Raw genomic sequence first — 14,877 nt, 5'->3', positions numbered from 1 at the left:
ATCCGGAAGCTGATAAAAAATCAATATTCGCGCCAACCAGTTATTTGATCAGCGACAGGTAGTAGGGCAGGAGGTCCTGCCACGATGCCCAGGTATGGGACATATTATGCCTTATATCCAGCCAGTGGGAAATACCTTTACCCGTCAGTATGCCGGACATCTGTTCATTCTGGCCGCGGGACACGTCGCTACCCGCAACGCTCAGTATAATACCCATGCGCCAGAGTGCTTCATGCGGATTGTCACGCATGTAGTCCATAGGATTATGATAATACACATTATCGTCATAATGACCGTCCAGGCGGAATTTCACGTCGAAAATACCGCTCAGGCTGAACAGGTAGGAAACCCTCTCGGGATAGCGGAAAGCAAAGTTGGCCGCATGATATCCTCCAAAGCTGCAGCCGGCTACGGCAATGCGTTCTACACCCGTATCGGCAGACACGCGTTCCAGTATTTCATGGCGTAACAGGTTATCGTAGCGGGAGTGGTTCAGGGCCCTTTCTGCCGGAGGAATATGGATGTTGTACCAGCTGTGGGTGTCTATACTGTCAGGACAGTAGATCTTTATGAGCTGCTGGTCAACGAACCATTGCAGTGCGTTGATAAGGCCTCTTTCACGGTGTTCGTAGTGACGGCCCATGGAGGTAGGGAAGAGGATGAGGGGATAGCCTTCCTCTCCGAATACCAGCATTTCGAAGTCACGGCCCAGGTGTGGGGAATACCATTTGTAGTGTTCTTCACGCATTGTTATAAATATAACAAAAAAAGTCTGGCTAAAATTAAAAGGGCTGTTCCCTGTGATGAAGGAAACAGCCCTTTTATCATAAAAAAGAAAATTAGTTGAAGATGTAACGTACACCCAGCTGCATCTGCCAGCGGGACAGGATACCGGTATCGTCGATAAACTGCCTGTTGGAAACTGGTTTAGCAAAAGAATAGCGGGGAGCGCCGTCAGGACCTTTGAAATCCCTCCAGGTCAGGAAGCTGGTAGCCCTTGGAACAGGAGCTATACCCCAGTTGCTGTTCAGGAGGTTAGAGAAGTTGATGATATCAAGAGAGATCTGGATCTTGCTCTTGGATTTAGGGAAGATCCTGCCAAAATCTACATCCTGCATTACCCTTACATCAAACCTGTGGAACCATGGATACTGACCACCATTCCTTTCAGCAAACTGACCTCTGCGGCCGTTCAGGTATTTATTTGCAGAGATATAAGCATTCAGGTCATTCCATATTTCAGCTTCTGTACGGGTATCATTCGCATCTACAGGGATAAGAGCGATCTCACTCTGGCTTCTTGGAACATAGATCAGGTCATTATTACCGGTAGAACCATCTTTGTTGATGTTACCTGCATAAGTGTAGCTGATACGGCTGTTGTTGAACGCGTCAGCAAACGGAGAGCCTTCATAGATCACAGATACTGTAGTACCCAGCAGTTTTGCATATTTCACTGAGTAAGACAGCATACCTACTACCCTGTGTTTTACGAGGTAGTTAGTGTATGACAGCACCGGAGTATTAGGATCGTTTACGATCTGGTTACCATTGTATGCACTGGCAGCCTGTGAACCGGGGCTGGAAGTCAGGTCTTTGGCACCGGTGTAGGTGTAAGACACTGAAGTATACAGACCCATGTCAAATGCTTTCTGCAGCTGCAGTGACAAAGAGTAAGAGTAACCTTTGGTAGTGTTATCCAGCACAATAGCGTTAGTGATCCTCGGGTTGATACGGTTTGCACTTCCGCCGGGGAATGTATCACGAACGTTTGCACCAACTGTTTTACCCACCGGGTTCTTCAGGTTGGCATCACGATGGAATACAGCATTCAGATCTTTGGTATAAATACCTTCTACTGTTGCTACTACGTCGCCAGGCAGACGAACATCAGCTGCCAGGTTTGAACGCCATACCTGTGGGTATTTAAAGTCAGGATCAATTACGTTGATCGCGAAGTTTGGCGTAGCAGACGGGTTAGCAGGAATGTATTTTGCCGGATCTGCGCTGAACGGACGGTTTGCAGGGTTGGTAGAGTTCTCATTACCAAACAGCAGACCGTTGTTACCAGCCTGGTTAACTGCCCATACATAAGGAATAGCGCCGGTGAAGATACCGGTACCGCCACGCAGCTGGAAACGCTGATCGTTCATGATGTCCCAGTTGAAGCCTACGCGCGGAGACCACAGCAGGGTGGTGCCGGGCAGTTTACCTACATCAAGCTTCTCACCGTTGCGGAAGGTCATAGTATCAACAATCGGGTTGGAAGCCAGCTTGGTAGGATACCATGGCATGTCTATCCTTAAACCATAAGTGATACGCAGGTTATCCATTACCTGGAAAGCGTCCTGTGCATAAACTGAAGCCTGTGCAGCAGAAAGCTTGGCTACCGGACGTGGATTGCCCGGAAGCGCTGAATACGTCAGCTGATACAGTAGCGGATTTACAGCCTCACCCTGGCTGGCTCTTACAAAGTCAGACACGGAATTGTAACGGAACTGTCCGTATAAGAACTGTGCAAAACCGTTTTCGAAACGGAAATATTCACCTGCAACACCCAATGTGATAGTGTGTTTGCCGGCATAGATATTAAAGTTGTTGGCCGCCTGGAACAGGTCCTGTTTCAGAGAGTTCAGTCCGCTGAAAGGTTCAGAGCCGGCAGAAATATAGTTAGCACCGCTGCCATCCTCAATATCTACTACCGGGAATGGTTTACCGCCAAAGGTTTCCCTGTAGTCGCGGAATGCGCTGTAAGTAACAGAAAGGTTATTGGAATATTTATTGGAGAAGGTGCTGTTCAGCTCAGCTACAACAGAGTTGATCTTGTTATGCTGCCTGTACTTCATGTTTTCAAAGATCAGAGAGTTGGCGCTTGGACCACGGCCCCTGTTGTCTTTTGAACGGGAGTTGGAAGTACTTGGAGCAATATCCCTTAAAGCATTCATATATGAATAGCGAACGTTCAGTTTATGTTTCTCACTGATGTTCCAGTCTATTCTCGCAGTAACTTTATCATTGTTCTGCTCAAATTCATAACCTTCATAGCTGCCCGGGTCATAACCTACCGCCAGAAGAGCCGCCCTTACAGAGTCCAGCGCAGTAGTTCTTACCCTGGATACGTTAGAACCGGTTTTGCTACCGTCGTTGGCCAGCCAGGTGCTGCCGGGAGAAGTTTGCCTTTCCAGTTCACCGTTAACGAAGAAGAACAGCTTGTTCTTAATGATTGGACCTCCCAGGCGGAAACCATATTGTTTCAGGCTGTAATCGTTCTGAGCTACTTCCACTTTACGGATCTTGGAACCGGTCAGGGCTTTACTTTTGAAGTAAGAATACACAGAACCGGAAAATTCGTTGGTACCGCTTCTTGTTACCGCGTTGATGTTAGCGCCGGTGAAACCGCTCAGTTTCACATCATAAGGCGCCAGATTCACCTGCAGCTGATCAATAGCGTCCAGGCTGATAGGCTGTGCGTTTGTTTGTCCGCCTGGAAGTTCAGAAAGACCAAATGCGTTGCTGAACAGGGATCCGTCTACAGTAAAACGGTTGTACAGGGCGTTACGGCCGGCAAAGTTCAGGCCCTTACCTGATTGTGGCGTTAATTTGGTGAAATCTGCAATACCTCTGTTCAGGGAAGGCAGGTTTTGCAACTGCTCCCTGTTAATAGTGGTAGTGGCTCCTGTCCTTGAACTGTTAAAGGTAGGGTCTTGTTTACCACTTACTACCAGCTCCTTAAGAGAGGTAGCAGAGCTTTCCATTACTGCATCAATCCTGAAGGTCTGTCCCAATGGCAGATTTATATTAGGGATCTGCTGCTCTTTAAAACTTACATAGCTGATTGTCACAGTATACGGACCGCCTACACGCATGTTAGGGATGTTGTAACGGCCATTTTCCAGGGTCGTAGTACCGTATACGGTACCTGAAGGGGTGTGAACGGCTTTTACCGTTGCTCCGATCAATGGTTCTCCTTTTTCGTCTTTTACCACACCAGTCATACCACCGGTGGTGACCTGTGCATAGGAGTAGCACATGCTAAACAGTACAATGAATGTGGTTAGTAGTCGTTTAAATCCCATATTTGAGCAGTTTGATTTATGAAGGCAAAGTTGATAAATTATCTTTGATAGATTTTAACTATAAATTAACAAATTGTTAAGCTGTTGACCGTATTGAGTTTATTGGGAACTATTTTGGACAGATGAAACTTTTAACAGTGATTTCGTCGAGTTTGTTTAATAATTCAGGGCAGAAATTCTAAAAAATCGAATTGGAATCTTTTTAATACTTATAATATTATGGCGGACGGGAGTATTTAATATTAATACGGAGAGAAATATTTATATGACTAAAAGATCAATGTATTATGGGAAGAGTATTTACTATCTGCCGGGAAAGTGGTATTGGTACATTTTTACCATAACTTTGCACATTAACTTAACAGAAGAGCTATGTTAGATACAATAGAATCAGCTATAGAGGATATCAGAAAGGGTAAGCTGGTCATAGTAGTAGACGACGAAGACAGGGAAAACGAAGGGGATTTTATAACAGCAGCAAGGAATGTGACGCCGGAGATCATCAACTTTATGAGCCGTTATGGCCGTGGATTAATATGTGCGCCATTAGTGGAAGAACGTTGCGAAGAGCTGAAGCTGGAAATGATGGTACGCGATAATACTGCCCTGCACCAGACACCATTCACGGTGTCAGTCGATTTACTCGGACACGGTTGCACTACTGGTATCTCTGCGCATGACAGGGCTAAAACTGTACAGGCGCTCATTGATCCCAATACCCGTCCAGAGGAACTTGGTAAACCCGGGCATATTTTCCCCCTGAAAGCAAAAAGCGGAGGCGTACTACGCCGTACCGGCCATACAGAAGCTACTATAGACCTGGCCAGGCTGGCCGGCTTTGAACCTGCCGGCGTCCTGGTAGAGATCATGAACGAAGATGGCTCCATGGCCCGCCTGCCACAACTGCGTGAAATAGCTACCCAGTTCGATCTGAAACTTATCTCTATCAAAGACCTGATCGAGTACCGCCTTGAAAAGGAGACGCTTATTGAAGAGCAGGTACGTGTGCACATGCCCACCGAATACGGTGATTTCCAGTTGATTGCATTTAAACAGCTGAACACCGGGGAAACCCATATGGCGCTGAAAAAAGGAGATTGGGAAAAAGGAGATCCGGTATTGGTACGCATCCACTCATCCTGTGTAACAGGCGATATCCTGCATTCTCTCCGTTGTGATTGTGGTGAACAGCTGCATAAAGCCATGGAAATGGTTGAAAGAGAAGGTAAAGGGCTGATCCTGTACATGAACCAGGAAGGCCGCGGCATAGGGCTGCTGAATAAACTGAAAGCATATAAGCTGCAGGAAGAAGGCAGAGATACCGTACAGGCTAACCTGGAACTGGGCTTTAAGATGGATGAACGTGATTATGGTGTAGGAGCACAGATCCTGAGGCATCTGGACATCACCAAGATGAGACTCATCACTAACAATCCAAGAAAGAGAGCCGGTATGAAAGGATACGGTTTAGAAGTAGTTGAAAATGTGGCTATTGAAGTGCATCCTAATCCGCATAACGAGTTTTATTTGAAAACCAAGAGAGATAAACTTGGTCATGAGATATTAAAGGGATAATTGCGCTGGCTGACCTTTGGTCAGCCAGCAATCTTAAAGAAACGGGGGGAAATCACTGCTTCCTGGTACTATCCAGCTTATCCCTCGAATTCTGCTTTTCCAGCTCCTCCTGCCTGATAGCCTCAGCCCTGCGCAGTGAATCTATAAACCTCCTCCGCTTCTTCTCGTTAAACAATTCCGCAAATTTATTATACTCACGTACATACGAAATACCTACCCCTGCCTTATTCCTGTTCACCAGGTTATAAACATCATAATCTGATTTACTGAAAGCGTTGATACGTATACGTCCCTCCGGCGTCAGAAGGTATTCAGCCCTGAAGTCGCCCGCAAAACGGTTAGCATTGGAAGAAGTCGCCGCTTTTCCCCAGTCATAGTCACCACCTACATACAATCTTATCCTGTTGTTATACAGGTTACTTGTCACCCCTGCACTCACCTGGTTACGGTCCATAGAGGCATTATCCTGGCTGCCTATATTATAGGCGCGGTAATTTACGTTGATACCGATACCACTGTTCTTCAGCAGGGCGCCGGTAATATTGTTAAGAATAGCAGAAGCCTGTGCGCTGAGTGCCTGTCCCACGCTGTTCTTACCTGTAATAGCTACGTTCGCCGCACCTGCAGAGTTAGGATCATCCGGAAGGAACTGGTTAAAGAGCAGCAAGCCGGCCATTTGCTGGAGAGCCTTGTTCTGGTCCTGGTTCACTTCCCGCAGTTTAGCTGCTACACCACTTTCATAAGCCAGAGAGCCCACTTCCGGCAGGTTGATGGCATAAGTGATATCCGGTTTCATCAGCTCTCCGCGCAGGTTGATAAGAATATCTACTCTTTCCGTACGGGTAGCAAGCTTATCACTCGCCGTAGAAGCAGTACCCACCAGGTTATAAAGGCTGACCTTAGGCAGGGTGTATTTGGCATGAATATCTACTTTTGCTTCAGTAGGATCTCCATTCCAGGTGATAGAACTGCTTTTATCTATGTCAAACTTCCAGCTGGTAAGACGTTGCAGGGTAAAGTTATACGAACCGTTGTTGATCTCGTAGTTGCCGAACATAGTGAAATCACCTTCCGTATTCACATTGATCTGCAGGTTACCTGTGCCGTTGGCAGAGATCATATCGCCGGAGGCAGCATCCATGATCACATCTATCTGTGCATCCGGTGTAGCAGATATATCCAGTTTTACGTTGAGCTTGACGTTATCCTTTTTCTTTTTCTTCTCTTCTTTCATTTCAGTACCGTAAGACTTGAACGTAATGTAGTCTGAACGGCCTATTTCCTTGCTGTCAGACAGCGGGAGATAGAAATGCGTTCCCCTGGAAGGGCGTGCCTGTATACGCAGCTGCAGGTCTTCCAGCGGACCGGAAAAGTAAACCTTGCCATCTGCAATAACGTTTCCATAGAAGAGATCGCTGTCTTCCGCACCCGTGCCCAGGAAGATGAAGTTGCGGGCGGTTACGTCAAAATCAAAGTTCAGGTTATTGAAATGATCATGTGCAATGTATCCGCTGGCAGAGGCTTTACTGTTGTTCTTATCTACAATGGTAAAGTTGCCGAACTCAATAAGATTGTCATCCACATTGATGTTGAGGCGGGGAATAGTATACTGGGTACCGAGGTATAGCACCTTCACACCCACATTATCTACTTTGATATTACCTTTTACGGAAGGTTGTTTGGTTGTGCCGGTAATAGCCAGCTTACCGGTGGCCGTTCCTTTAAGATCTGTTACATAATCATTTACAAAACGTTCCACCATATTGAGGGAGGCGCCATTCAGCTCCACATTGGCGGCAAGCCTGTTATTGGTTTCTGTAAGACCAGCCAGCCCTTCTGCAAAGAAAGCTTTGCCCGGGTTATCTGATCTGACAGCGAAAGTAGCATCTCCTGTTTCCTGGCGGTATCCGCCTTCGAAAGTAACCAGACCGATGGAGTCATTGTCAATACGCAGCTCGCTGGTACTGATGCTGGCATCTATGTCCAGGTTCTGTGTAGGATCAGAAATATTGATAGTACCATCAGCATATCCTTCTATACGCATCGTGGTAAGCTGCGCAGGTATTACATCTGCCAGGTTGAGGTTCTTCAGGCTGACAATAAAACGGGATTCATCCGGGTTGAACTCATTCGTCTCTACAGTCACACTCTGCTCATTCCGGGTCACCTGCAGGTTATGGATGGTCAGGAAATGCTTGCTCCAGTATATCTCATTACCCGGCGTAACATTCCATTGACGTTCGTTGACAGTGAAAGCGCTGTTCAGGAAACTGATCTTGACCCCGTCATTCACCGTCACCACCCGGGCATAGAAGCCGTCCAGCGTAGAGCTGTCTGCCGCCTGGAGGTCTACTTTGATGTAAGAAGTATCATGTCCTGAGTTGGCAAGGATGAGTGGGTTTTGCAGGAGTGTACGGTCGCCCGACATTACTTTCCCTATACTGGTGCTGATATCTATCTTGTTAAAGTTGCCAGTGCTTTTCAGCAGCAGGTCTTCAATATGATAAGTGTTATAATAAGCGCTGGGTACCGCCAGGTTAAGGGCGAGATTACCTTTGATGGTATTAAGGGAACCTTCCACTGTGGTATGATCAAATCCGCCTATCTGGTTATCTGTCAGTCCTCGTACCAGCTTATCTGCTTCTCCCAGCTGGAAGGCAAAGGTGAAATCCTGCTGAAGGCCGGTGGCCGGTACTTCAGGGAAATAGCTGGGATAATATTTGTTGAGCAGGAGTTTGAAGGCGTCAGGCAGCTGCATGAAGCTATAGTTCCCTTTTACATACCCGCCTATCTCACTGCCTCGTATGTTCAGTACCTTGACGTTGTTTTCCTGGCTGGTAGATACATTAAGTGAATCAAATTCCAAACGGCGGCCTTTCCTGTAAAGAGACATATCATACACCCTGGCAGAGCCGTCAAAGTTATCGATATTACTGCCTGCAAAATCAAGGTCCAGCTTCGTTTGCAGCGTCATGGAATCTTTCATGAGCTGCAGGGCTTTGAGGTTGCTGTGCCTGATCTCTGAGTTGAAATGGAATACAGGTACCGCCTGGTTGAAGTCAATAGTACCGGCAAAATCCATGTCCAGGTTAGGATCTTTGGCGGTAAGGGCGCCATTGAAGAACTTACGGTTCATCTCACCCTTGGTAGTAATATTGCTGTATGTATAGTTGTAGAGGGATATCTTTTGTACATCTGCATCTACCTGTGCTTTCAGTGTTTTAAAGTTGAAGCCTTCCCCGTTCAGTTTGGCGCTGAGGGAAATAGTGGAAAGGTCAGGTACGTCCAGCAGAGAACCCAGGTTGAAGTCGGCCGTGGTAAGGCTACCGGAATATACCGGTACGTCCTTGCTGGTCTTAAAGTTAAGGTCAGAGTTGACGTTGCCCAGGTTGGTCTGGAATTTACCATAGGCTACGAAGTCATTCACGAAACCAGTGAAACTACCTGCAAAGCGGATGTTGGAAAGGCGGTCCAGCCTTACAGGATCAATATTTTTCAGTTCGGGGAAGAAGCTCTGTACATCCGGTCCGGTAGTGATCAGTTCTTCTGCAGAGAAGTCGATATAAGTATCGTTGATATCAGGAAGGCCACGCATTTCAAGACCACCTTTAAGTCGGGTAGTGCTGCCGGCTTCCAGGTCTATGTTGCTGGCTTTGAGATTGCTGACAGGCCCGCGGGCGTCACCGTTAAGCGATATCTCCTTCTTCCATGAAGAGAGTGGCGGTGCAAAGTAGGCAATATCGTCAGACGAGAGCTTGCTGTTCACAAAGTGGGCACGCATGTATACGAGGTCCACATAGTCGTTCATATCACTGATGTCAGCATATTGCATGGTATAGTAGTCGCGCAGGTGACTGCGGGGAGTCAGAAGGTCCATATGCGAGAACTCCATTTCTACGGGCGACATTTTAAACCGCGCAGTAAGCTTTTTTACTTCAAAACCGCAGCGTTCCCTGGTGCTCATGGCAAGGTCTCCCAGAATACTGTCCTTTACCAGGCTGGTATTGGTCAGTTCCAGGTTGATCTTGTTAAAACGGATATGATTCGGAGCGAAATAACCTTCTTCTACAGTAGTTGTATCTTCCAGGTCATCTACACCCAATGTACCATTGTTGATACTGATCTCTTTGACCAGGAGCTTCCAGTTCTCGCTGTTCCAGCGCAGGGCAGGAATAGCGGCTGTATCCACCAGCGTTTCCTTAGGCGCCTTCGGCTTCTTTCTACGCAGGGGAGAGGAAGCATAACGGGAAATGATGAAGATAGGATCGTCCAGCGTCAGTTCCTGTATATCGATATTATGTAGTTTCAGATCAAGATTCTTGGCGTCAAGATAAATGCGTTTAGCAGCTACACGCATGTCTTCGCCTACCCAGGCGTCTATCTGGTTAATGCGTACATTACGGAGGTCTGTCTTCCGGAGGTCCAGTGAAATGCCGCTGCTTTTCTTTGGCCGCCGGGTAGTATCAGGAGGAGTGCTGAATTCATCTATGATGAACTGGTAGTTCCAGATAGAATCGTTTTTAAGGCGTACAAGGTTCACCTCTGCATCTTCCAGGCCTATGAACTTGATAACCGGTTTCTCCTGGAAGAAGAACCAGTCCGTTATCCTGAGTTGCAGCACTTTCGCGTAAAGCAGGGTATCCTTATGACGGTCTTCTATAAGCGTACCTTCCAGTTTAAGACTGTTAAAAAGACGTATGTCTACATGATCTATCTCCACCCGGGTTCTCAGTTGCTCTGAAAGCCTTTTGGTGGTCTGGTGTACAAGGAAGTTCTGTACAGCAGGGATGTTCACCAGGACACCCGTCAGGATGGCAAGGCCCAGTATACTCAGGAGGATGATCAGTAATATTTTACGTACCTTTTTCAGCGCAGCAACATTTAATCCGGCAAAAATAGTATTTAGTCCATAGACCGGGGAACACTCTCTTCAGAAAGTTTTATTAAATATTAAAATTAACTTATCCCTGGTTCAAAGAAATGGGCCCACCTGAGGCGGGCCCATTTCTTTGAACAGCAGTTCCTTGAAAAGATGCTTCGTTTTAAGGAACGTATATATTCAAATTTATTTCTTATGAATATGATCAGCGCGGATTTACAGTATAGCCTTCTTTTCTCAGCAGATCAATCACCCCGTTAGTCCCGCCCAGGTGACCACCACCTACAGCAATGAAAGCAGGGCCTTTCTGCATCTGTTCATTGAGTATTGGTACCCATTTACGGTTACGGTTATACAGGAGCAGGTCCGTATAATTCTCCATTTCTGGTGTTGATGATATCAGATCATGTAATGCCTGAACATCCCCTTTCCGGTAAGCCACTATCAGTTGCTGCATCATCTCCCGCGATTTATCCCGTTCCTTCAGCGTTTTAACAAGTGATGTTGCCTGTTCTGTATTAGGAATACTGTCAAACAGCGCCATCTGCTCAGGGATAGTTTCAAGTCCGTTGACGGTCAGGCCTGATTCCTTTGCCAGTTTCGTTAACGCAGCTTCAACAGAAGTGATCTGCGCACAGGTGCCGCCCAGCAAATAGCGTGAAAGTAATGAAACAGCAACAATGGGTTTAAACCTGTCCAGTTGTGCTATATCAACATGCACAGAATCTTTGAACCAGGTTGCCAGTAATGCGTAGTCTGCTTCAGGCAGCAGGGACTTAAATGATTGTCCTTCCGGCAACATCATATTTTGCTGCATCTGCGCCATGGCATCCGGGGCTTCCAGGTCAATTTCCAGGAAGAGCTGTTTGGAATGCTTTAAAGCAGATTGAGTGGCAGCAGAGAACTGAAGGTCTTCCGGGCAGGTAATATGGATGGTGCCGTAAAGCCAGGAGGACTGCTGCAGGCCATTACCCGATACTTCCCAGAGCAGGGAGGTTTTTTTAACAGATTGTGCCTGGCCGATACTGAAAAAGCTGCACAGGAATAACAGGAAACACGTTGTTTTACGGAGCATGTTTTAAAGATTTAACAGGAATGAATGAAGAATGCGCAGGTCATTATCGGTGTGTAGAGCAGAGATAACAGCGCGGTTGATAGGCGGATTGTCAGGATGTGGATAGCTGAATGAAGAAATGATGATATCATGTTCCAGCAATCGTGCAGCTATATCACCGGGGTGTTTCAGCAGGAAGACAGGCAGTTGCAAAGGATTGTGTACATGTTCCAGCCCCGCTGTGAGCTGTGCCAGGTACCGCACCCGGTTGCGCAGCAGTTCCCTTTGTGATTGATGCAGGGGAAAACTTTGCAGGAAGGCCCAAACATTAGCAGGCATCATGGGAGTAGCGCCGGTGAAGAAAGGCGATTTCTTTATAGCCGCTATATCTGCTGCATGACCGGCAATAACGCCGCCCTGTGTGCTGTATGCCTTTGCAATGGAAGAAGAAAGCAGGTAACGCAGGAACGGCTGCCGGGGCAGAAGACTGCTGATGCCGCTGCCTGTATCCCCCAGGATGCCGATACCATGTGAATCATCTATGAGGACCAGCGTGTGCCGCTGCAATTGCTGCAACCAGCTGAAATCATTGATGGTGCTGGTAAGCGGATTAACACTGTCAGCTACTATCACGAACGTATGGTCTGCATGGCTGTTGATCCGTTCTATGGTTTGAGGTACCCAGTTCTCCCATGAAGTAGCAGGTATTTCGTTTGCTCCTGTATGTAGAGAGGGATGGGTATCCGGTGCATAGAGGAGCTGTCCTTTACCGGAAACATACCGGGCAGCTGCCTGCGAAGCCAGGTAACCGGAAGAAAAGGTAGCTGCCGCCTGCTGCTGTTGCAGCACGGCCAGCGCATGTTCAAGTTCTTCATAGAGCTCCAGGCGCACATTGGCAATGCGGGAAGAGATAAAAACTGTGCCGTACTGATCTACACCGGCTTTCAGCAATTCCCGGAAAGCCGGCAGACTGTGAAGTCCCAGGTAAGAGAACCCGGAGAAAAAGAGCATTTCTTTTCCCCCGATAGTGCAGTTGGCCGCTGGTGTGGTATCTGTATGTAATATATTCATTAAATGGGTTATTCCGGCGTTGTTTTCAGGATAAAGTAATAATCGCCCGATTTTACTTTCATATCAAAATGTGTTTCATCCAGCTTCGTAATAGTGACCAGGTTCTCTGCCTTACGGGAACCATTGGCAGCAGTGACAGAAATGATCTTACCATTACTGAGGAACTGGTACTTGCCGGAATCCGGCTTATTGTCAATAGTAGCAATGAAAAGGTCATTGTCAAGGAACTGGTAATAGACGTTCGCATAGTAGGTCCTTTTCAGGTCCGTGGCCTGGGTGATATGCGTAAGGTCATACGGGGTGTTGGGAGGGATGACTACGTCGCGTACACGCCATTTCTTGTGCATCAGCAGCTTGTTGTTACGGTCTGCATTACAGGCAAAGAATGTCAGTGCGAAGGCGATCAGCAGTGTATGTTTCATGTGTATCAGTTTTGTGTTATGCCGGTTCTTTCTTCTTACAAAGTATCCGTTCATTTGTTCTGTTGTCTCAATATTTATTAAAATCCTGTGATTGTACTTCGGAAAGGATTTTAATAGCCTGCAGCGCTATCGTCGCCTCTTCTGTCGCCCACAGCTTCCAGCATTCCTTTTTCATTTACCCTGATCACTTCTGTACGGCCTATGGCACTGCGTTTGTCAAACCTATACCCCATTTTTTTCAAGACCTCCAGCGGGGCCTGTTCAAATCCTTCTTCCACATCTACCTCGTCAGGCAGCCATTGATGGTGGAACTTAGGCGCATCTACCGCCTGCCGGGTAGAAAGATTAAAATCCAGTAGATTGACCAGGGTCTGGAATACAGAGGTGATGATGGTAGAACCGCCCGGAGTGCCCGCAACGATATATGGACGTTTATCTTTCAGCACAATAGACGGCGTCATGGAACTGAGCATACGCTTGCCTGGCGCTATGGCATTGGCTTCAGCTCCCACAAGACCGTACATGTTTGGCACGCCGGGCTTGATGCTGAAATCGTCCATTTCATTATTGAGGAAAAAGCCTGCACCACCTACTACTACCTTGGAGCCATAGCCGCCATTAAGGGTGGTGGTTACAGAAACGGCATTCCCATCTGCATCCATGACCGAGAGGTGAGTGGTTTCTTCGCTTTCCGGCAGCACACCGGCGTTAGTGGTTTTACTGGAACCGGCTTTCTGCGGATCGTAATCCTTCATGCGGGCAAGCAGGTATGAAGGCGCAGTGAGTTGTTTTACAGGCACTTTAACAAAGTCAGGGTCTCCCAGGTATTGTGCACGGTCAGCATAGGCGCGGCGTTCTACCTCCACCATGAGCTGAATAGTAGCTGCTGAATGAAAACCCATGTCTGCCAGCGGATATTTCTCTACCATTCCCATCATCTGCTGTAAGGCTACTCCGCCACTGGAAGGCAGGGGCATAGTAATGACCTGGTAGCCCCGGTAGTTGAAGGTCACGGCAGTGCGTTCTTTGGCTTTGTATGCTTTCATATCTGCGGTGGTGATCAATCCGTGACCGCGTTTCATCTCTGCTTCAACGAGGCGGGCAGTCTCTCCTTCATAAAAGCCTGCGCGACCCTTGTCACGCACACGTTTAAGAGTATTGGCCAGGTCTTTCTGGATGAGGGTATCTCCCGCTTTCCAGGGTATGTCCTTTACAAAAGCAGTAGGCCGGGTGTTGAGTTGTATGAAGAGCTCACGTTGACTGTTCAGGCTGCGGGCTTCGCGTTCTGTAATGGCAAATCCTTTCTCTGCCAGTGCAATAGCGGGGGCTATGAGCTTGCTGACAGGCAGGCGTGCGTAAGGCAGCGAGGCATAGATGCCGGCAATAGTACCGGGTACGCCGGCTGCCAGGTGCCCGTCCTGGCTACGTTTTATGTCCGGATTGCCGCTGGCGTCCAGGTACATGTCACGTGAAGCGCGGGAGGGAGCCATTTCACGATAGTCTATCGCCAGGTTCTTCCCGTTTTTCAGATGCGCCACCAAAAAACCTCCGCCGCCAAGATTGCCTGCCGCAGGGTATACTACTGCCAGCGCCAGTTGTGTGGCAATAGCAGCATCTACTGCGTTACCGCCCTGTTGCAACACCTGGAGGCCTGCCTGGCTGGCCAGGGGATGTGCAGAAACCACTGCCCCATGCTGAACGGTGATGCTCTTTTCTATGTTGTAATTGAACGCATTTTGCGCATGGGAGGATATGGTGAAGGCCAATGCTGTTAATGTAAGTGTGATGCGCATAGCATTG

8 protein-coding genes are annotated in these 14,877 nt (G+C 47.6%); 1 reads left to right on the top strand and 7 read right to left on the bottom strand.

Annotated features, from left to right (window positions below):
• Nucleotides 1–40: 40 nt before the first annotated feature.
• Together GO493_RS13320 and GO493_RS13315 are read right to left on the bottom strand one after the other, a co-directional pair.
• Nucleotides 41–748 carry an alpha/beta hydrolase-fold protein gene (locus tag GO493_RS13320; RefSeq protein ID WP_157306673.1) on the bottom strand — a complete coding sequence of 236 codons (708 nt, stop codon included), beginning with the start codon at nt 746–748 and terminating at the stop codon, nt 41–43.
• Nucleotides 749–839: 91 nt separating this feature from the next.
• Nucleotides 840–4,076: a TonB-dependent receptor gene (locus GO493_RS13315; RefSeq protein ID WP_157306672.1), complete on the bottom strand. Its 3,237-nt coding sequence runs from the start codon at nt 4,074–4,076 to the stop codon at nt 840–842.
• A 372-nt stretch (nt 4,077–4,448) separates the two neighbouring features.
• Here GO493_RS13315 and GO493_RS13310 point away from each other — a divergent pair, with 372 nt between their 5' ends.
• On the top strand, nt 4,449–5,651 hold the full coding sequence (locus GO493_RS13310) for a bifunctional 3,4-dihydroxy-2-butanone-4-phosphate synthase/GTP cyclohydrolase II (protein ID WP_157306671.1): 1,203 nt from the start codon (nt 4,449–4,451) through the stop codon (nt 5,649–5,651).
• 52 nt (nt 5,652–5,703) lie between these two features.
• Here the strand turns inward: GO493_RS13310 and GO493_RS31350 are convergent, their stop codons facing one another.
• The 5 genes from GO493_RS31350 to ggt form a co-directional block, all read right to left on the bottom strand.
• Nucleotides 5,704–10,446: a translocation/assembly module TamB domain-containing protein gene (locus GO493_RS31350; protein WP_157306670.1), complete on the bottom strand. Its 4,743-nt coding sequence runs from the start codon at nt 10,444–10,446 to the stop codon at nt 5,704–5,706.
• 289 nt (nt 10,447–10,735) lie between these two features.
• A complete protein-coding gene (locus GO493_RS13300) occupies nt 10,736–11,605 on the bottom strand; it encodes a TraB/GumN family protein (RefSeq protein ID WP_157306669.1) in 870 nt (289 codons plus the stop codon).
• Between the two features lie 3 nt (nt 11,606–11,608).
• Nucleotides 11,609–12,655 (bottom strand): hypothetical protein, encoded by a 1,047-nt coding sequence (locus tag GO493_RS13295; RefSeq protein WP_157306668.1) that lies wholly within the window; start codon nt 12,653–12,655, stop codon nt 11,609–11,611.
• 8 nt (nt 12,656–12,663) lie between these two features.
• Nucleotides 12,664–13,077 carry a hypothetical protein gene (locus tag GO493_RS13290; RefSeq protein WP_157306667.1) on the bottom strand — a complete coding sequence of 138 codons (414 nt, stop codon included), beginning with the start codon at nt 13,075–13,077 and terminating at the stop codon, nt 12,664–12,666.
• A 110-nt stretch (nt 13,078–13,187) separates the two neighbouring features.
• Nucleotides 13,188–14,870, bottom strand: a complete 1,683-nt coding sequence (gene ggt, locus GO493_RS13285) for a gamma-glutamyltransferase (protein ID WP_198315704.1) — start codon at nt 14,868–14,870, stop codon at nt 13,188–13,190.
• Nucleotides 14,871–14,877 lie beyond the last annotated feature (7 nt).

It is taken from the genome of Chitinophaga tropicalis (genome assembly GCF_009758205.1).
In the GTDB taxonomy this organism is placed as follows: Bacteria; Bacteroidota; Bacteroidia; order Chitinophagales; family Chitinophagaceae; genus Chitinophaga; species Chitinophaga tropicalis.
Note: the sequence above shows the minus strand (reverse complement) of the source record. Positions and strands in the feature narration are given on the sequence as shown.